24 protein-coding genes and 1 other RNA gene are annotated in these 16,819 nt (G+C 42.2%); 17 read left to right on the forward strand and 8 right to left on the reverse strand.

Annotated elements, in window-relative coordinates; genetic code table 11:
- Positions 1 to 80 precede the first annotated feature (80 nt).
- Together AC5JMF_RS21115 and AC5JMF_RS21120 are read right to left on the reverse strand one after the other, a co-directional pair.
- On the reverse strand, positions 81 to 632 hold the full coding sequence (locus AC5JMF_RS21115) for a YciE/YciF ferroxidase family protein (protein WP_495797673.1): 552 nt from the start codon (positions 630 to 632) through the stop codon (positions 81 to 83).
- A 251-nt stretch (positions 633 to 883) separates the two neighbouring features.
- Positions 884 to 1,408, reverse strand: coding sequence for an RNA-guided endonuclease InsQ/TnpB family protein (locus AC5JMF_RS21120; protein WP_495797674.1), 525 nt, complete (start codon positions 1,406 to 1,408; stop codon positions 884 to 886).
- Positions 1,409 to 1,500: 92 nt separating this feature from the next.
- Between AC5JMF_RS21120 and AC5JMF_RS21125 the strand changes: the two genes are divergently transcribed.
- From AC5JMF_RS21125 to AC5JMF_RS21140, 4 genes are all read left to right on the forward strand, one after another.
- Complete coding sequence (locus tag AC5JMF_RS21125) at positions 1,501 to 1,629, forward strand: hypothetical protein (RefSeq protein ID WP_495797675.1); 129 nt, start codon at positions 1,501 to 1,503, stop codon at positions 1,627 to 1,629.
- 224 nt (positions 1,630 to 1,853) lie between these two features.
- Entirely contained in the window at positions 1,854 to 2,534 is a 681-nt protein-coding gene (locus AC5JMF_RS21130) for a HEAT repeat domain-containing protein (protein WP_495797676.1), read from the forward strand.
- 70 nt (positions 2,535 to 2,604) lie between these two features.
- The gene (locus AC5JMF_RS21135) at positions 2,605 to 3,162 is read left to right on the forward strand and encodes a phycobiliprotein lyase (RefSeq protein WP_495797677.1); all 558 of its coding nucleotides are present in this window, start codon (positions 2,605 to 2,607) and stop codon (positions 3,160 to 3,162) included.
- 284 nt (positions 3,163 to 3,446) lie between these two features.
- Entirely contained in the window at positions 3,447 to 3,671 is a 225-nt protein-coding gene (locus tag AC5JMF_RS21140; RefSeq protein WP_495797678.1) for a hypothetical protein, read from the forward strand.
- Positions 3,672 to 3,681: 10 nt separating this feature from the next.
- Here the strand turns inward: AC5JMF_RS21140 and AC5JMF_RS21145 are convergent, their stop codons facing one another.
- The 3 genes from AC5JMF_RS21145 to rbsK all read right to left on the reverse strand — a co-directional run bounded on the left by AC5JMF_RS21145 (position 3,682) and on the right by rbsK (position 5,749).
- Positions 3,682 to 4,215, reverse strand: coding sequence for a ComEA family DNA-binding protein (locus AC5JMF_RS21145; protein WP_495797679.1), 534 nt, complete (start codon positions 4,213 to 4,215; stop codon positions 3,682 to 3,684).
- A gap of 15 nt (positions 4,216 to 4,230) precedes the next feature.
- A complete protein-coding gene (locus tag AC5JMF_RS21150) occupies positions 4,231 to 4,605 on the reverse strand; it encodes an NINE protein (RefSeq protein ID WP_495797680.1) in 375 nt (124 codons plus the stop codon).
- A 217-nt stretch (positions 4,606 to 4,822) separates the two neighbouring features.
- Positions 4,823 to 5,749, reverse strand: coding sequence for a ribokinase (gene rbsK / locus AC5JMF_RS21155; protein ID WP_495797681.1), 927 nt, complete (start codon positions 5,747 to 5,749; stop codon positions 4,823 to 4,825).
- Between the two features lie 270 nt (positions 5,750 to 6,019).
- Here rbsK and AC5JMF_RS21160 point away from each other — a divergent pair, with 270 nt between their 5' ends.
- The 10 genes from AC5JMF_RS21160 to AC5JMF_RS21205 all read left to right on the forward strand — a co-directional run bounded on the left by AC5JMF_RS21160 (position 6,020) and on the right by AC5JMF_RS21205 (position 14,310).
- Complete coding sequence (locus tag AC5JMF_RS21160; RefSeq protein ID WP_495797682.1) at positions 6,020 to 6,403, forward strand: calcium-binding protein; 384 nt, start codon at positions 6,020 to 6,022, stop codon at positions 6,401 to 6,403.
- A gap of 507 nt (positions 6,404 to 6,910) precedes the next feature.
- Positions 6,911 to 7,465, forward strand: a complete 555-nt coding sequence (locus AC5JMF_RS21165) for a PEP-CTERM sorting domain-containing protein (RefSeq protein WP_495797683.1) — start codon at positions 6,911 to 6,913, stop codon at positions 7,463 to 7,465.
- A gap of 409 nt (positions 7,466 to 7,874) precedes the next feature.
- Positions 7,875 to 8,315 carry an ATP synthase subunit I gene (locus tag AC5JMF_RS21170; protein ID WP_495797684.1) on the forward strand — a complete coding sequence of 147 codons (441 nt, stop codon included), beginning with the start codon at positions 7,875 to 7,877 and terminating at the stop codon, positions 8,313 to 8,315.
- Positions 8,316 to 8,376: 61 nt separating this feature from the next.
- Entirely contained in the window at positions 8,377 to 9,138 is a 762-nt protein-coding gene (gene atpB, locus AC5JMF_RS21175) for a F0F1 ATP synthase subunit A (RefSeq protein ID WP_495797685.1), read from the forward strand.
- Positions 9,139 to 9,265: 127 nt separating this feature from the next.
- Complete coding sequence (atpE, locus tag AC5JMF_RS21180) at positions 9,266 to 9,511, forward strand: ATP synthase F0 subunit C (protein ID WP_008233924.1); 246 nt, start codon at positions 9,266 to 9,268, stop codon at positions 9,509 to 9,511.
- A 397-nt stretch (positions 9,512 to 9,908) separates the two neighbouring features.
- The gene (locus tag AC5JMF_RS21185; RefSeq protein ID WP_495797686.1) at positions 9,909 to 10,340 is read left to right on the forward strand and encodes a F0F1 ATP synthase subunit B'; all 432 of its coding nucleotides are present in this window, start codon (positions 9,909 to 9,911) and stop codon (positions 10,338 to 10,340) included.
- Between the two features lie 185 nt (positions 10,341 to 10,525).
- On the forward strand, positions 10,526 to 11,089 hold the full coding sequence (locus AC5JMF_RS21190; RefSeq protein WP_495797687.1) for a F0F1 ATP synthase subunit B: 564 nt from the start codon (positions 10,526 to 10,528) through the stop codon (positions 11,087 to 11,089).
- Positions 11,086 to 11,640, forward strand: coding sequence for an ATP synthase F1 subunit delta (gene atpH, locus AC5JMF_RS21195; RefSeq protein ID WP_495797688.1), 555 nt, complete (start codon positions 11,086 to 11,088; stop codon positions 11,638 to 11,640). Before AC5JMF_RS21190 ends, atpH begins: the two co-directional genes overlap by 4 nt.
- 64 nt (positions 11,641 to 11,704) lie before the next feature.
- Positions 11,705 to 13,225 (forward strand): F0F1 ATP synthase subunit alpha, encoded by a 1,521-nt coding sequence (gene atpA / locus AC5JMF_RS21200; RefSeq protein WP_495797689.1) that lies wholly within the window; start codon positions 11,705 to 11,707, stop codon positions 13,223 to 13,225.
- Positions 13,226 to 13,362: 137 nt separating this feature from the next.
- Positions 13,363 to 14,310: a F0F1 ATP synthase subunit gamma gene (locus AC5JMF_RS21205; RefSeq protein ID WP_495797690.1), complete on the forward strand. Its 948-nt coding sequence runs from the start codon at positions 13,363 to 13,365 to the stop codon at positions 14,308 to 14,310.
- Positions 14,311 to 14,508: 198 nt separating this feature from the next.
- Here AC5JMF_RS21205 and AC5JMF_RS21210 read toward each other — a convergent pair whose 3' ends face one another.
- Complete coding sequence (locus tag AC5JMF_RS21210; protein ID WP_495797691.1) at positions 14,509 to 14,775, reverse strand: Txe/YoeB family addiction module toxin; 267 nt, start codon at positions 14,773 to 14,775, stop codon at positions 14,509 to 14,511.
- Positions 14,768 to 15,022 (reverse strand): type II toxin-antitoxin system Phd/YefM family antitoxin, encoded by a 255-nt coding sequence (locus AC5JMF_RS21215; RefSeq protein ID WP_495797692.1) that lies wholly within the window; start codon positions 15,020 to 15,022, stop codon positions 14,768 to 14,770. The genes AC5JMF_RS21210 and AC5JMF_RS21215 overlap by 8 nt, the downstream gene beginning before the upstream one ends.
- A gap of 200 nt (positions 15,023 to 15,222) precedes the next feature.
- Here AC5JMF_RS21215 and AC5JMF_RS21220 point away from each other — a divergent pair, with 200 nt between their 5' ends.
- Together AC5JMF_RS21220 and AC5JMF_RS21225 are read left to right on the forward strand one after the other, a co-directional pair.
- Positions 15,223 to 15,501, forward strand: coding sequence for a type II toxin-antitoxin system TacA family antitoxin (locus AC5JMF_RS21220; protein ID WP_495797693.1), 279 nt, complete (start codon positions 15,223 to 15,225; stop codon positions 15,499 to 15,501).
- Positions 15,502 to 15,507: 6 nt separating this feature from the next.
- Positions 15,508 to 16,005: a GNAT family N-acetyltransferase gene (locus tag AC5JMF_RS21225; protein ID WP_495797694.1), complete on the forward strand. Its 498-nt coding sequence runs from the start codon at positions 15,508 to 15,510 to the stop codon at positions 16,003 to 16,005.
- Between the two features lie 19 nt (positions 16,006 to 16,024).
- Here the strand turns inward: AC5JMF_RS21225 and AC5JMF_RS21230 are convergent, their stop codons facing one another.
- Positions 16,025 to 16,183, reverse strand: coding sequence for a hypothetical protein (locus AC5JMF_RS21230; protein WP_495797695.1), 159 nt, complete (start codon positions 16,181 to 16,183; stop codon positions 16,025 to 16,027).
- A 96-nt stretch (positions 16,184 to 16,279) separates the two neighbouring features.
- Here AC5JMF_RS21230 and ssrA point away from each other — a divergent pair.
- Positions 16,280 to 16,668, forward strand: a transfer-messenger RNA (tmRNA) gene (gene ssrA / locus AC5JMF_RS21235).
- Positions 16,669 to 16,819: the final 151 nt, after the last annotated feature.

A 16,819-nucleotide genomic window follows, 5' to 3' on the forward strand; every position in this document is an offset into this window, starting at 1 on the left:
AGCCAGAAAATTTATTTTCTGGCGAGTATCCGACTTTTGCAAGAGGTCTATTGATGAAAAATTAGATGCCTAGCCGTTGATTAACGAGACCTACCAGCACTAGAACCTTCAGCCGACTTCGCCTCTTGAAGTAACTGAGGCATATGCTGCTCAAGTTTTTGCGCTGTCTGTTCTTCCTGCTGCAAATTTTGCTGTAGCAATTGTACAATCTGGTTTTGTCCCATCTGCTCAGCAACTTTAATCAAACCACGATAGCAAGCAATCTCCAATTGTTCTACCTTGGCTTGACCTCCTGCTAATCCCAGGTCACAAATTTTGGGATTATCAGCACTCAGCAGCATGAATTTTTGAGCATCACTAACTAGTCCAGCGGCAGCATCACAAGTAATTCGCTGTGGTTGCTTTCCTAGTATGCTGAAAACCTGCTCTAGATTTTTGATTTGTTGCTCGGTTTCCCGAATATGGTTTTCGGTTAAAGACTTCAACTGGTTATATTGACAACACTGGTACATCAATTGCTGTGCTTCTAAAAAGCGATGTTCTGCATCGTACATCGCACCAATTCCATAAACGAACTTCTCTTGTAAATTTGTGATTTTTTTAGTACCTGGACGTTCGCTGAGTTGAACCATGATTATTTATTCTCCTGAACGTTTGAAGCTGTACATGAAGTCGTACCTCTAACTTACGTTTGCCATCTCGAAGGACTCTTCATACCCCAGACACAGCTAAGTGTTAATTCTCACTGTTCAATTCACTACACAACACCGTAATCAAGTAACATTTGTTAGTTTTTTACTCATAATTGAGGTATTATATAAAGCCGGTGACGTACCCGACGATTCGTGCAACGCAAGTCAGCGCGGGCTTCTCAAAGACTCTTCTATGAAGACATTAATTGAGCTTTAAGGGCGTGCGTCCCACGCGCCTTTATATTGATAGCCGCGTTCAAATCTCTACAAAGATTTACATGACATATTGTGCAGTTATGTATTCTTTGAGATAGTGGCTTTTTAACTTTATGACCACAATTAGAACATTTACCTTTGAATCTAGGTTTACCAGATTTTTTCCCATTAACATCACCTTTCAACCATCTATCAAAGGCTAATTCAACTTTCTTAGGGACTTCTTGTAATACTTGAGAGTGAACATCTTTGTACCAAGGTCTATCTATTTTCAGTTGAACCAAAGATGCTTTTTGATTGTAATAGTTCGGTTGCTCTTTTAATTCGGGAAGATGACAAATTAATGGACATCTATCAACAGAACAACGATTTTGTTCATACCAATCAAATCTTTCAGCAAGCAGATAATTATATTGACATCTCAACATATCTAATGTTTTTTCAATTTTTTTTGCTTGCTCTTTATTAGGTTTGATTTTGTATTGATATGAAATTTTCATTTGTGTATTTTTTGTTTTCGACCTATAAATAGGATAACATAATGAGGAGATATTGAGGGTATTTCATGAAAGAAGATTATTTACGAATACGAATGAGTAAACGCCGAATGGATAAGTTACGTTTATATTCTCAAATGAAAGATACGACTATGACTCATGTTGTAGAAAACTGGATAGACTCGTTAAAAATTCCAGAAAATGGCAATTCCGACGCTGGATGACTCGCTACCGCTTCGCTATCATCGACCCACAAACAATTCAATCCTACAGATTGAATTGTTTGTGGGTCAATTCGTCATTGCCCAAAAATTCATCCCGACGCTCAACGAAGCGTTAGAGCGCGGGGCTTCTTTTTGAATAAGCTAAACTACTACTTCGCAATGATGACAGCCTGATGAGCGAATCAGGTAAATTAAAGATAAGTAAACAAAGCGCTGTAAACTAAATGGCTGCTCCAAGTTTAGAGGAAATCTCTGTTCAGTTAGAAAGCTCCAATTTGCGCGATCGCATGGTAGCCCTCGCCAGTTTGCGTCATGTTCCCTCTGAGGATGCTGTACCTTTGATTAAAAAGGTCTTAAATGACGAATCTCTGCAACTGCGCTCAATGGCAATATTTGCCCTGGGAATCAAGCAGACGCCAGAATGTTATCCAATTTTGGTCAGAATTCTGGAAACAGACTCAGACTACGGTATTCGTGCTGATGCCGCTGGTGCTTTAGGATATTTAGGTGATACCAGAGCCTTTGAGGCGCTGTCACGGGCATTTTATGAGGATACTGATTGGCTAGTACGGTTTAGTGCTGCCGTATCTCTCGGTAATATTAAAGACCCCCGCGCTCGTGAAATCCTTATTCAAGCATTGGACAGTGAGGAAGTAGTATTACAACAGGCTGCGATCGCAGCTCTGGGAGAAATTAAAGATATTGAGTCTGTAGATCAAATCCTCCGCTTTGCCCAATCAGATGACTGGTTAATTAGGCAACGTCTTGCAGAGGCTTTGGGCGATCTTCCTACCCCCAAAAGTGTCTCAGCTTTGAAATACTTAGAAAAAGACGGTCATCCCCATGTTGCTGAAGCAGCGAGGATTTCCCTTAAAAAGCTTGAAGAAGCGGACAATCAAGCTTGAGATCAAACCTCCCACTATTTTTTAATAACTAGTAGGATTTTTAGCATTTTGATGCAGGATAGTTTCATTCATGAATATTGAAGAGTTTTTTGAATTAAGTGCGGGTAAATGGTTTTCCCATCGCACTAACCACAATTTCGCACTCAAGCAATCAGAAGATGGTAAATCAGAAATTATCATTGAAACACTGCCAGTAACTCATCTAGAAGTCGTGAAACTTTGTCAACGATATAAAATTGCCCCTAGTTCTGCTTCTTGTGCGATGAAAGTTACCTGGAATAGCACAACAGAAGGACAAAAAGACAAAATTAGCGGTTCTAGTGTATTAGTCTCCGTACCTGATGCAGATAACCCCGCAAAAGGTAAATTACTGCGTCAAACAGTTCATAGCGAAACCCCAGTAGCTGGACACTACAAAATAGATAATGATGACGCATTGACTATCACTACAGAATATGAAAATATGCGCTCCCAAGAGCGTCTGTGGTTTGCAAGTTCTAATTTGCGAATGGGAGTTGTTCACAAGCAATTTGGTAACTCCGGCATGGCTTCCTTCACCTCCGAAATTCGCATGGGTGGTTCTCCAGCGGTGAAAGCTTCTCAGGCTGCTAATTCTGCATCAAGTTAAAAATAAGGAATAACCTGTAGGTGGGCATGGCCATGCCCACCTTGCTAAGTAGTCGTGCAAAATAAATTATTTTTTCTTCTGGTGTGATCAATTAAATATCGTATGACTTGAAGAGAGCGATCGCATCACCAGGTAATCATAGCTGATGCTGAAAATCAAAGGTCAGTAAACGAGGGATTTCCAAATTTTAGGCGATCGCCAAAAAAAATGATTGTTGTTAAAGATTCGCTATGTTCAACAACAGATTTAAGATCATAACAAGCTAAAAAAATAGTGAGGTGTTAATGACATATCCAGAACTACTCCAAAAAATTGAACAACAACTAGCTCAACTACCACCCGATCAGCTTTCCCTAGTCAGTGAATTTCTAGATTCTCTCCAAAATCAAGATACTACTGAGCATCGTCCACTCCGTCAGCTAGCTCCGATTAAGCGAGGAAGCAAAGCAGGTGATTTGTTGAAGTTTGCTGGAACTTGGCAAGGCAATGATTTAGAATCTTGGCTGTAATTTTGGCACTTCAAAATCGCAAATAATACATTAACTGAGCGATCGCATCACCAGGTAACTGCAATCGGCGCTGGAAATCAACTAAGTTACGATAAGGCCCAGCTGTCAACCGATTTTGCACTACTGCTTGCGCCAAAGACATATCGATAAATGGTATTTGTATTAACTTCTCAACCGTTGCAGTGTTTGCGTTGACTAAATGTGTAGGATGATCTAGAGACTCGTCATCATAATAGCTAAAATTTAGCAGTGGCTTTAATGGTTCTAGGCGCTGTGCTGGTATGCTTAAAGCCGCAGCAATATCTTCAATACAGTAAAATTTTACACTAGAGCCAGAAAGTTCTACAAGCGATCGCGCTTGGTGAATTGATAAACCAGGCAAGCGCAACCAATCGTCAACAGTTGCTTGGTTGGCGTCAATGCGGATACCCAACTCTACCGCTAGTTGAATTTCTTCGCCAGATTGGAGTCGATAATACGGGTCTTGGAGGAGCTTAGCACGGAGTTTTTGCAACTTGGGGTTTAAAGGCAGCCAGTTATCCATAAATTATTGCTTTTGTCAAGAAATCTGATCTAATAACTGACGGCGTTTTTGCTCAAATTCATACTCAGAGATAAGTCCATCCTGGCGCAGCGCGTCTAACTCGCGTAAAGCACTGGCAATTGTATTTACCTGATTCCCGGCTTGTTGGGAGTTTTTGAGCGCCGACTTACCGAGATTAAAATTTCGATCAAAAGCTTCTTCATCTTGGGCTAAGTACCACACTCCCTCAATTGCACTGGCTACCTTGGGAATTGGTGTCCAAGAAAGTAAGACATATAGAATACCCCAAAGTGGCTGTCCTAAATAAAATTTATGTAATCCAGAAATGGTTAGTGTGCCAGAAAAAGCTAAAACGGCGGCAACACTGCGACTTTTTCGCTTCGTCAACATATTCTCTATAAATTTATCAATACCACAGTTCCTACGATAAGACAGCTGTAGTCGCAAAGCACTAGGAAGTTATCGCTTTTTTATCAAAAACAAGGTGTGGGAAGACGCGGAGAAACTTTCATTTACACTCACCGCGTCCCCGTGTCCTCTTGATTCCCAATTACCCTCAGCGGTAGCGAGGTACGAGCGTCATTACGAATTACGAATTACGAATTATTTAAACAATACCTTTTGCTTGGAGAAATGCATCAAGGGTAAATCTATCTGGTAGCGAAGTTTGTGCGCCTAGTTTTGTAGTTGCCAAAGCACCCGCCGCCGCACCCCAAACAACCGCCTGATGTAGAGAAAGCCCTTCTGCCAACGCAACTGCCAAACCGCCATTAAAAGCATCACCAGCGGCAACTGTGTCAACTGCATTAACTGAGAATGCGGGTACAAAGAATTTTTCTGTGGCGGTTGCACAGAAAACCCCTTTAGCGCCTAGTTTAACGATCGCACATTTCACACCTCGTTGCAATAAAACCGCTGCGGCTTTGGCTGCTGTTTCTTCTGTGTCCACAGGAAAACCCACTAATTGACCTGCTTCAACCTCATTGGGCGTGATAATGTCTACTAATGGGTAAAGTGCTGCTGGTAAATCAGTTGGTGCGGGTGCAGGATCGAGAATTACTTTGATGTTTGCATCTTTTGCTGCTTGGGCAGCTGCTACCACGGATGCAATGGGAATTTCTAGTTGTAAAAGCAGTGCCAAACTTCTTGATAACAAAGGGCGTAATCGTTCTACATCTTGTTGATTAACACGTCCATTGGCGCCAGGAATCACAACAATTTGATTCTCGCCAGCATGATCTACAATGATCATGGCAACCCCGGAACTAACCGTGTCATCTAGAAAAATGTTATCAGTTTTGACACCAGATGCTTGTAAATTGTTGACAAGTTCCACACTGAAACTTTGTGAACCTACACGTCCTACCATTTGTGTAGGAATTCCCAAGCGGGCTGAGGCTACTGCTTGATTTGCACCTTTACCGCCTGGTACTTGCAAAAAACTTTCCCCTAGTAGTGTTTCTTTCGCGATGGGCAACCTGGATACTGTCGCTACTAGGTCTATATTAATGCTGCCGAAAACGATAATGCTCATGAAATTTAGTTCTTGGGCCAATGATTTTATCGGTTCTCTGTTTCTTTCTTTGATGAGTGAATTTTGACATACTTCCCTGGCGATGCTTGAGGATATTGGGTGCATTTAATTATATGTGCAGTTGCTGAGCGAAGCCGAAGCAGCGTCTTTGACAGGAGAAGTTTTCCCTATTCCCTCATTATTTTGGTTGAGAAAACACAGAGAAAATTGACACGAAATTGCCAAAACGGTATACCATATCAAGGTGCATAATACACAAACCTCTTTTGTATGCCTAGTGTTGAACGCGATGAAAGCCGAGAGCATCGTATCGAAACAGAAATTATTGTCGATACCGATGATGACAAAGAAGAACGAGCGATGGGTTGGTATTACTACCTAGACGATACTTTGAATGTTCCCTTTATGGCAAAGTGGAAGAAAAAGTCACGTAAATCATCTACCGTCGAGGAGAAACAGGTGGAAGTGCTGGGAATGGCACCAGAAGACGAATGCCTGAAAGACATGTATGTAGAAGTAGTTTATCCTCAAGGCAAGGATGAAGATGTATTTTCTGCAAAGCTATCTGACATAGAAGCAATTGACGCTGATGCTGAAACTCAAGAAGCGCTTGCAGATTGGCAATACTGGCTTGCTAGAGGATATAAGTTTTAAAACTAAATACTTTGTCAAGTTTAAATTGAGGAATGAGTAAGTTTGTAGTTAGGACTAAAGTCCTGACTACGAACCTTCAATTTCCATTTGACAAACTACTAAGATAAATACCGAATAAAGGTTTGAAACCCTGAATAGTTAAGCTTAGATATATCGTAGGCAGTATTTTGCAGCAAATTACATTGTATAGCGATCGCATTTTAGCAATTAGCGATCAATAAAAATTGAAGCTATCAGCACAGAGCCTTCTACTGAGTAGTAAGGTTCTCTAAAACTCCTTCAGAGATAATTTCCTGTAACACTCGATACATTTGAAGACACTGGCAAACCAGCGCAATTTTCAAGTATAGATTTACACTATTTTTACAAATCTCACTCAAAATTAAAGATTTAGTCAAAAATACTTGCTTGTTCTATGTGTATAAACGTTAAAAGATTACAGTTCTAGAGAAATCCCCTACGAGTTTACACAGTAATTATCAAATCCTAATTTAGGAGACTTTTCTCATGAAGTTAGCTACAAATCTGGGTATTGCCACTGCTGGTGTTGCCCTTTGTTTCGCTGCGGTTAGCAAACCTGCACAAGCTGCTAGTGTCGTGTTCCAAGGTCAGTCTGGCAACAGATATGATTACGCGATTGAGTTCGATTCTGCTAACTTGCCTGGTGATTTTGAAAGACTAAGAACAGGCTCACTATGGTATCTTGAAGGATTATTTGGTGTAACTGGTGCTACAGTTGCTAATCCCAGCAGAGCCTCTGTTTTAGGTACAACAACTGAATCTGCTGTTTTTCAAAATATCAATTTCGCTGCGAACGGTAAAGTAGACACATTAGCCCCGACTCTTTACTTTTCCATATTCAGTTCTGCTACCAAAACCGCTTTAGTAGATTGGTCTCTCATCCGTAGAAACCCTGGCACCTTTAGCGAACGTCTGACAGAATTTTCCGGTCAAGTCTTAGGGCCAGCAGTTCCCGAACCATTTACAATTGGTGGATCTGCGATCGCTTTAGGCTTTGGTTTCTGGATGAAGCGTAAGCAAGCAGCTTCCCAAAAAGCATAGTAGCGAATTAATACAAGATTAAATGCCCCTAGAGTTTAAGCGCAATGCTGTTTAAGGGGCATTTTTTATTTAAAAGTAGTAGAGACGCGCTTTTGAAGCGTCTCTACAAAGATTTCGGGTAACGCAGAATTAATTTCACCAGATGATCAAAATAATTGACTGATTATAGTTAATCTTGTGTGCATTAAACTACCAAAATGCCAATGATGCTGTATATGAATATTTAAGTATTATTTATAACAATAAAATTCTACATCAATTTCTTGCTGTAACGGAGTGCTAATTGATTGTGACTACTTGCTGACAAGAAGTTAATTGTTTTTTTCTAAAGTATTGTTACCGGATCGTGATATGATTCAGCTGACTGAATGTGCAGTCATCTTATTTAACTGTACTGGTTTCAAGTCCCGTGAGCTTGTCAGAAGAATCAATCGCACCCACGCCGACAACAAAAGAAGATGCTGAATCTGGTTCTGTTGACAAAGAATCAGCGAACTCGATGGGAGAGTTTCACCAACTCTACCAGAAGTTATTGCTCATCACACTTGTCTTAACGGGGATTATTTTTATCTCTGTATGGATTTTTTATTCCTTAAACATTGCTCTGAATTATTTGATTGGAGCGTGTACAGGTGTGGTTTACTTAAGAATGCTGGCTAAAGATGTCGAGCAACTTGGTAGTGAAAAACAGCGTTTGAGTAAAACTCGTTTTGCTCTGTTTATTGGGTTGATTGTATTAGCAACTCAATGGCGCGAACTACATATCGTGCCCATATTCTTGGGATTTCTCACTTACAAAGCCACGCTCCTCGTCTACATGGTGCAAACTGCGTTAGTTCCTGATTCTTAAACAAGTCAGGCTCACTAAAGACAATAATCCCATCCTCGCTCGTTGGGGAAATGCTTGAAGAATGCAAATGCTTAGTGTCTTAAACGCCTTTAATTCTTTTCCCCTAGCCGAATTAGAAGTAGGTCATCATTTCTACTGGCAATTGGGCAATCTTAAAATTCATGGGCAAGTTTTTCTTACCTCGTGGTTTGTGATTAGCATTCTAGTATTAGCTTCACTAGCAGCGACTCGCAACATCCAGAGAGTTCCCACCGGCATCCAAAACTTGATGGAATATGCCCTAGAATTTATCAGGGATTTGGCAAAAAACCAACTTGGTGAGAAAGAATACCGCCCCTGGGTGCCTTTTATTGGCACATTATTTTTGTTTATCTTCGTGTCAAACTGGTCGGGGGCACTGATTCCTTGGAAGCTAATCAAACTGCCATCGGGTGAATTGGCAGCTCCCACTAACGACATCAATACGACTGTGGCATTGGCATTGCTAACCTCTTTGGCGTATTTTTACGCAGGTTTTAGCAAGCGGGGTCTGGGCTACTTTAAAAAATATATAGAGCCGACACCTGTTTTACTGCCGATCGCAATTCTAGAAGATTTTACCAAGCCTCTCTCCCTTAGCTTCCGTCTTTTCGGAAATATATTGGCGGATGAATTGGTTGTAGCGGTATTGGTTCTACTAGTTCCTCTATTTGTGCCTTTGCCTGTAATGGCTTTGGGTTTATTTACCAGCGCCATTCAAGCTTTGGTGTTTGCTACCCTAGCTGGAGCATACATTCATGAGGCCATGGAGGGACATGGTGGAGAAGAGCATGAGGAGCATTAAATAAGCTTCTCAGTTGATAGCACAGTTCCATCGCAACAGCGATTTAGAGAACTTGGTGCAGCGTAAAAAACACGTCTGTAGTTAACGTACTTCTGTTAGTTTTGTACTTAAAGTAAGGAAAATCAACATGGATCCATTAGTTTCTGCTGCTTCAGTTCTAGCTGCTGCTCTAGCAATTGGTTTAGCTGCAATTGGCCCTGGTATTGGTCAAGGAAACGCCGCAGGTCAAGCAGTAGAAGGTATTGCCCGTCAACCCGAAGCAGAAGGAAAAATTCGGGGTACTCTGCTGTTAACCTTGGCTTTCATGGAATCCCTAACCATTTATGGTCTAGTAATCGCCCTAGTGTTACTGTTTGCTAACCCCTTCTCATAAGGCCTAAAAGTTTTTGTGAGTGTGGAGACGTGAACCATCACGCCTCTACAAATTAATCTCAAAATTCTGAGTATTAAAATCAGTGAAAAATCAACAGTGAACAGTTATCAAAGACTTGAGCTTTAGGATTAAAACCCTAGCTTAAACATCCACTTCTATGAAGTGGAAAACTCAGTAAAACTCTGATAACTGATAACTGACACTTCGATTTCTCCTAGCGGAGACACTGCGCGTAGCTTGCTTAAGCGTAGGAGTACGCTCAGTACAAGTAACTGACAACTGATTTCTAGTCGTTCTGATGTAGTTGACCCTTATTGGCTATGGGTCTCTAAAATTATGAAAGGTTGGATGATGTTGCTAGCCATGAAAACTGCTACTCCAGCCAAAGAGGAGAGAAATGTTTGATTTCGATGCGACCTTGCCCTTCATGGCATTGCAGTTCCTGCTATTAGCAGCTTTGCTGAACGTAATTTTCTATAAGCCACTGACCAAAGTCCTAGACGATCGCGATACCTACATCCGAACGAACAACTTGGAAGCACAAGAACGCCTAGCAAAAGCTGAGCGTTTAACCGCTGAATATGAGCAGCAACTAGCAGAAGCTCGCAGACAATCGCAAGCGACTGTAGAAGCAGCTCAAGTTGAAGCGAAGAAAATTACTGCCGAAAAAATCGCTGAAGCCCAAAAAGAAGCTCAAGCTCAGCGAGAACAAGCTGCGATTGAAATAGAGCAACAAAAGCAGGAAGCTATGCGTACCTTAGAGCAACGAGTTGATGCTCTCAGTACGCAGATTCTACAAAAACTATTGGGTTCAGCTTTAGTTAGATAAGCTCGCAAAGCTGGTTCTTTCAGGAGTACTGAGTGCTGAACTTAGCACTCATTGCTCAGCACTGTATCAGTAACAGTATATGCGTAGCTGGGCAATAGTACCAGAGCGCTAGATTTAAGTGTCAAAAAAGGCACTTTTTTCCTTCGGGAGAAGACAACCGTAATTAGCAAGCAGCGCACTTGTAAATGAGTAACATGGGGACTTTATTATTACTTGCCGCAGAAGCTCATTCTGAGATGGCAGAAGGCGCAGCAGAAGGTGGTTTCGGTCTAAACATAGACTTATTTGAGACCAACCTAATTAACCTAGCGATTCTGATTGGCATATTATTCTACTTCGGACGCAAAGTTTTAAGCAATATCCTCAATGAGCGACGGTCAAATATTGAAACCGTAATTCACGAAGCAGAAGGACGCTTAAAAGAGGCACAAATTGCTCTTTCCCAGGCACAAGAGCAGTTGACTCAAGCTCAAGCAGAGGCGCAACGCATCCGCAAAACAGCCGAAGAAAACGCCCAAACAGCGAAAACAGCCCTCCTAGAGCGAGCAGCGCAAGACGTAGAGCGCTTGAAGCAAACAGCCGCAGCAGATTTAAATACCGAAACCGAGCGAGCGATCGCTCAATTGCGCCAGCGGGTAGTAGCTTTAGCATTACAAAAAGTCGAGTCGCAACTAAAAGGCGGAATTGCCGACGATGCTCAGCAAATTTTAATTGACCGTAGCATCGCACAATTAGGAGGCGGAGTATGACAAGTAACATAGCGACAGCCGAAGTGGCCCAGCCCTATGCACAGGCACTATTATCAATCGCCCAATCGCAAAACTCAACAGAACAGTTCGGAGAAGATGCCCGGACTTTACTGAGCCTCCTTTCTGAAAACCAACAGCTACGTAACTTGATCAGCAATCCCTTTATTCAAGCTGAAAACAAAAAAGCAGTAATTAGACGGATAGTTGGCGAAGGCGCTAGCCCCTACTTACGTAACTTTTTGTTGCTGCTGGTAGACAGACGGCGGATTGCGTTCTTGGATGCAATCTTAAAGCAATATTTGGCTTTGTTGCGGCAGCTGAATCAAACAGTATTAGCAGAAGTTACTTCAGCTGTTCCTCTGACAGAAGCTCAACAGCAAACAGTACAACAAAAGATTCTCGCCATCACCAGCGCTCGTCAAGTAGAACTGGAAACTAAGATAGATAGCGAATTAATTGGTGGTGTAATCATCAAAGTCGGTTCTCAGGTAATTGACGCTAGTTTAAAGGGTCAGCTACGTCGCCTTTCCTTGCGTTTAACCAGTAGCTAGTCACGCTGCACACAATGCCAAATTCTCATCAATTCTTCTGTCCCGAAAGAAAAAAGATAGACACATGAGCATATCAATTAGACCAGACGAAATCAGCAGCATTATCCAACAACAAATCGAGCAATACGACCAAGATGTCAAAGTTGCTAACGTCGGTACTGTTCTCCAAGTTGGCGACGGTATTGCCCGGATCTATGGTCTGGACAAGGCTATGGCGGGAGAACTGCTAGAATTTGAAGACGGTACAGTTGGCATCGCCCAAAACTTAGAAGAAGACAACGTCGGCGCGGTGCTAATGGGTGAAGGTCATGAAATTCAAGAAGGTAGCTCAGTTAAAGCTACTGGCAGAATTGCTCAAGTCCCCGTAGGAGAAGCCTTGATTGGACGCGTTGTGGACGCTTTGGGTCGTCCCATCGATGGTAAGGGAGATATCAAAACCTCAGAAAGCCGTTTGATTGAATCTCCAGCACCCGGTATCGTAGCGCGTCGATCTGTACACGAACCCATGCAAACAGGGATCACAGCTATCGACTCGATGATTCCCATCGGTCGTGGACAGCGAGAATTGATTATTGGAGACCGCCAAACCGGCAAAACCGCGATCGCGATCGACACAATCATCAACCAAAAATCAGAAGATGTAGTTTGTGTCTACGTTGCTGTCGGTCAAAAAGCTTCCACCGTTGCCAACGTAGTGCAAACACTACAAGAAAAAGGCGCAATGGACTACACCGTTGTCGTCGCCGCTAACGCCAGTGAACCAGCAACCCTACAATTCTTGGCTCCCTACACAGGCGCAACGATTGCTGAGTACTTCATGTACAAGGGCAAAGCTACCCTCGTAATTTACGATGACCTCTCCAAGCAAGCCCAAGCATATCGCCAAATGTCCCTGCTATTACGTCGCCCACCCGGACGCGAAGCTTACCCCGGAGATGTATTCTACATTCACTCTCGCTTGTTAGAAAGAGCAGCTAAGCTGAGTGACGAACTGGGTAAAGGTAGCATGACCGCCCTACCAATTATTGAAACCCAAGCAGGTGACGTATCCGCATACATCCCCACCAATGTTATTTCTATTACCGATGGTCAGATCTTCTTGTCTTCTGACTTGTTCAACGCTGGTGTGCGTCCCGCTGTCAACCCCGGTATCTCCGTATCCCGTGTGGGTTCTGCGGCTCAAACCAAAGCCATGAAAAAAGTTGCCGGTAAAATTAAATTGGAACTGGCACAATTTGACGATTTGCAAGCCTTCGCACAATTTGCTTCTGACTTAGACAAAGCTACTCAAGACCAATTAGCACGAGGTCAACGATTGCGGGAATTACTCAAGCAGCCACAAAACGCTCCCCTCGCTGTATATGAGCAAGTAGCAATCCTCTACGCTGGTATCAACGGTTACTTAGATGATGTCCCTGTAGATAAAGTCACCACCTTTACTAGAGGTCTACGTGATTATTTGAAGACCGGTAACACTCAGTACGCCCAAGCAGTGCAAGCCTCAAAAGCACTAGGCGATGCTGAAGAAGCCGCTCTCAAAACAGCACTCACCGAATACAAAAAGACCTTCAAAGCAACAGCGTAATTAGTCAACGGTCATTGGTCATTAGTCATTAGTAAATAATTTAATGGCTAATGACGAAGCGCAAAGTATGGTTGCCGACTTCCGGCGCTCATAACTTTGTAACAGAGGACAAGTGACTAAGAACCAAGGACAAAATCATGCCCAATCTTAAAGCAATACGCGATCGCATTCAGTCGGTCAAAAACACCAAAAAAATTACAGAAGCCATGCGTCTGGTGGCTGCTGCGAGAGTACGTCGCGCCCAAGAACAAGTGATTGCGACCCGCCCCTTTGCAGACAGGCTAGCACAAGTCCTCTACGGCTTACAAACACGTCTCAAATTTGAAGATGTTACCCTACCACTGCTCAAAAAACGGCAAGTTAAATCAGTGGGGCTATTAGTCATCTCAGGCGATCGCGGTTTGTGTGGCGGTTACAATAGTAACGTCATCCGTCGCGCTGAAAATCGCGCCAAAGAAATCAAAGCCGAGGGCCTAGACTACACATTTGTGATTGTCGGGCGCAAAGCTACACAGTACTTTCAACGCCGCGATCAGCCAATTGATGCTACTTACAGCGGTTTAGAGCAAATTCCCACCGCCGCCGAAGCCACCCAAATTGCCGACCAACTACTTTCGCTATTCTTATCAGAAAAAGTAGACCGCATTGAGCTAATTTATACCAGATTCGTCTCTTTGGTTAGCTCTCGTCCCGTCGTGCAAACCCTGCTTCCTCTTGACCCTCAAGGTCTAGAAGCAGCCGATGATGAAGTCTTTCGCCTGACAACCCGTGGTGGTCAATTTCAAGTTGAACGGCAAAAAGTCACTAGCCAAGTCCGTCCTTTGCCCCGTGACATGATTTTCGAGCAAGACCCTGTACAAATCCTCGACTCTCTGTTACCTCTATATTTAAGTAACCAGTTATTACGGGCACTACAGGAATCAGCCGCTAGCGAACTAGCTGCACGGATGACAGCTATGAGTAACGCCAGTGAAAACGCTGGTGAATTGATTAAAACTTTATCTTTGGTTTACAACAAAGCCCGTCAAGCCGCCATTACTCAAGAACTGCTTGAGGTTGTTGGTGGTGCTGAAGCCCTGACTTAGAACTCAATTGCTAACTATTACTAATAGCTAATTGCTGGTGATTTTAAAACTAGCGATTAGCTATTTTTAGTTTTGTACTAAGCGACCAATAACCTAAACAATCATAGTCACTTGTTGATAAATTTTAAACATGAGTTTGAAGCAGATATTGTTATCAACTGTCATATTATAGATTACCGAGAAAGATTAAGGAGGATATCAATCAGAATAGTGGTATCGACAAGCAATAATCGTTAAATACTCATCATCCACTGCATAAACTAAGCGATTTGTATCATCAATTCGCCGTGACCAAAAGCCAGTTAGATTCTCTCTTAGAGCTTCTGGCTTTCCCATCCCCTCAAACGGTAGTCTGATTGTTGCCTCAATCAGCTTGTTGATTCGTTTTAATGTTTTCTTGTCTTGCCCTTGCCAATATAAATAATCGTTCCAAGCCTCATCTGTCCATACTAGCTTTCTAGTCATCCAATAAATTTTGCTCCACCACTTTCCCCTGCTTGAACTGAGCAATAGAAAGCTCTAAATGGGTGGCATTAGCGGGAGACTTGAGTAAATGAACAGTCTCTAGCAAACTATCAAATAACTCTAGGGACATCACTACAGCATCCTCTGCATCCCGTCTGGTGATGATAGTATAGTCAGCATCTTCCACCACTCGGTCTAAAACAGCCTTGAGGTTATTTCTCGCCTCGCTAAAAGACACAATTTTCATTTGCTTGATTATTGTACAATTTACTGTACAAGTATAGCAATCCAAAATATATTCGGCAATTCCAAGCAACTACGAAATCAATAATCTTGACGCAAAACTATCTGCGTAAGCTACTTCCAGCAATTACTTCATTTTTTTGTCAGGACAATGTGTGTATGCTAGCTTAAGTAGTGAGAGTAAAATCTATTTACATTTAAGTTATGAGTCACTCATCAGAGTCTAGAACTGAACGGATTGACATTCGCACAAGTTCCACTGTCAAAAAACTATTACAGCAAGCTGCGGCTGCAAGCCATAAAAACGTGAGTGAATTTTTGTTAGAACATGGTTTAATTGCTGCTCAAAATGCTTTGACAAATCGTAAAGTCTTTGCTTTAGACGATGAGCAATGGCAAGCTTTTCAAAATGCCCTTAATGCTCCCACAACAGAAAAACCTCGTTTGCGTCATTTATTAACTGAGCCTAGCATATTTGAGTAATTGCCGTTGAATAATTTATATATTGAGAAACTATCGGCTGACCATAATATTCAAGATTTTGATTGTGGAAAATCTGCTTTAAATAATTTTTTAATTAATTACGCTTTACAAAATCAACAATCTGATAGTTCAAAAACTTATGTAGCTTGTGTAGATAATAATGTAATTGGTTACTACACTCTCACTGTAGCCTCTGTAATTCATCAAGATGCGCCCCCTCGAATTATTAAAGGATTGCCAAAATATCCTGTACCTGTAGCTCTTTTAGCGCGGTTAGCAGTCAGCAGAGATTTTCAAGGTCAGAGAATAGGTAGTGGTTTATTAAAGGATTGTCTCAAACGTGTAAACACAGCCGCAGATATTTTGGGAATTCGTGCTTTGCTGGTTCATGCCAAAGATGAGCAAGCACGAGCATGGTATGAAAACTTTGATTTTGAACCTAGTTCAACCGACCCTTTACATCTATTTTTAATGTTGAAGGACATTCGGAAAATGTTAGATTAAGCTTGCATCACCTCTGATCTTAACTTCGTGACATAAAAAGACGCGCTACTTCACAAGCAAAGTTAGGCAGCAAGGGCGATCGCACCGCAAATAATATCTCATAACGAATCCACTCGTTATCGGGTAAAGCTGCCACATCTTGAATTGTCCAGCGATCGCCGCTTTTAGTCTGGCTCATGACAGTTAATAATGTAGAATGTGGGTTGGATATTTCTTTGTCATTTTGTAACACATTTTTCCCACAGCGAATTATAATAAACAATATAAATCACATGGGTCCGTAACGGTTTCGACAGGTTGGCGAACGCTGCTCTGTGATTCAGGTCGAGAGTGAGTCGTCTCTCGCAAATCAAAGGCTCAAAAAAAAAGTAAATGCGAATAACATCGTAAAATTTGCTCGTAAGGACGCTCTAGTAGCTGCCTAATAGCCTCTTTCAGGTTCGAGCGTCTCTGGTCTGACTCCGTTAAGGGCTAGAGACCAACCCCAACGGACGCTCTAGCAAGTGTTCTCTGGTTGGCTTGCTAGCTAAGATTTAATCAGAGCATCCTACGTTCGGGATAATGAACGATTCCCGCCTTGAGGGTCAGATAGGCTAAACCTGTGAATGAGCGGAGAGTCAATACCCAATTTGGACAGCAGTTCGACTCTGCTCGGATCCACTTCAAACTAATAAAATCCATCTACACTTTCATGTGTAAGATGGATTTTGTTTTATGAGCAAATTGAGTCAACGACTATTTTGAGTAGTAGTCTGTCCCATTAATTAGACCTCTTGCAAAAGTCGGATACTCGCCAGAAAATAAATTTTCTGGC

It is taken from the genome of Desmonostoc vinosum, from assembly GCF_059505385.1.

Coding starts and splice junctions, on each gene's coding strand:
- AC5JMF_RS21115 (WP_495797673.1), bottom strand. CDS start 632: ATGGTTCAACTCAGCGAACGTCCAGGTACTAAAAAAATCACAAATTTA.
- AC5JMF_RS21120 (WP_495797674.1), bottom strand. CDS start 1,408: ATGAAAATTTCATATCAATACAAAATCAAACCTAATAAAGAGCAAGCA.
- AC5JMF_RS21125 (WP_495797675.1), top strand. CDS start 1,501: ATGAGTAAACGCCGAATGGATAAGTTACGTTTATATTCTCAAATGAAA.
- AC5JMF_RS21130 (WP_495797676.1), top strand. CDS start 1,854: ATGGCTGCTCCAAGTTTAGAGGAAATCTCTGTTCAGTTAGAAAGCTCC.
- AC5JMF_RS21135 (WP_495797677.1), top strand. CDS start 2,605: ATGAATATTGAAGAGTTTTTTGAATTAAGTGCGGGTAAATGGTTTTCC.
- AC5JMF_RS21140 (WP_495797678.1), top strand. CDS start 3,447: ATGACATATCCAGAACTACTCCAAAAAATTGAACAACAACTAGCTCAA.
- AC5JMF_RS21145 (WP_495797679.1), bottom strand. CDS start 4,215: ATGGATAACTGGCTGCCTTTAAACCCCAAGTTGCAAAAACTCCGTGCT.
- AC5JMF_RS21150 (WP_495797680.1), bottom strand. CDS start 4,605: ATGTTGACGAAGCGAAAAAGTCGCAGTGTTGCCGCCGTTTTAGCTTTT.
- rbsK (WP_495797681.1), bottom strand. CDS start 5,749: ATGAGCATTATCGTTTTCGGCAGCATTAATATAGACCTAGTAGCGACA.
- AC5JMF_RS21160 (WP_495797682.1), top strand. CDS start 6,020: ATGCCTAGTGTTGAACGCGATGAAAGCCGAGAGCATCGTATCGAAACA.
- AC5JMF_RS21165 (WP_495797683.1), top strand. CDS start 6,911: ATGAAGTTAGCTACAAATCTGGGTATTGCCACTGCTGGTGTTGCCCTT.
- atpB (WP_495797685.1), top strand. CDS start 8,377: ATGCAAATGCTTAGTGTCTTAAACGCCTTTAATTCTTTTCCCCTAGCC.
- atpE (WP_008233924.1), top strand. CDS start 9,266: ATGGATCCATTAGTTTCTGCTGCTTCAGTTCTAGCTGCTGCTCTAGCA.
- AC5JMF_RS21185 (WP_495797686.1), top strand. CDS start 9,909: ATGTTTGATTTCGATGCGACCTTGCCCTTCATGGCATTGCAGTTCCTG.
- AC5JMF_RS21190 (WP_495797687.1), top strand. CDS start 10,526: ATGAGTAACATGGGGACTTTATTATTACTTGCCGCAGAAGCTCATTCT.
- atpH (WP_495797688.1), top strand. CDS start 11,086: ATGACAAGTAACATAGCGACAGCCGAAGTGGCCCAGCCCTATGCACAG.
- atpA (WP_495797689.1), top strand. CDS start 11,705: ATGAGCATATCAATTAGACCAGACGAAATCAGCAGCATTATCCAACAA.
- AC5JMF_RS21205 (WP_495797690.1), top strand. CDS start 13,363: ATGCCCAATCTTAAAGCAATACGCGATCGCATTCAGTCGGTCAAAAAC.
- AC5JMF_RS21210 (WP_495797691.1), bottom strand. CDS start 14,775: ATGACTAGAAAGCTAGTATGGACAGATGAGGCTTGGAACGATTATTTA.
- AC5JMF_RS21215 (WP_495797692.1), bottom strand. CDS start 15,022: ATGAAAATTGTGTCTTTTAGCGAGGCGAGAAATAACCTCAAGGCTGTT.
- AC5JMF_RS21220 (WP_495797693.1), top strand. CDS start 15,223: ATGAGTCACTCATCAGAGTCTAGAACTGAACGGATTGACATTCGCACA.
- AC5JMF_RS21230 (WP_495797695.1), bottom strand. CDS start 16,183: ATGAGCCAGACTAAAAGCGGCGATCGCTGGACAATTCAAGATGTGGCA.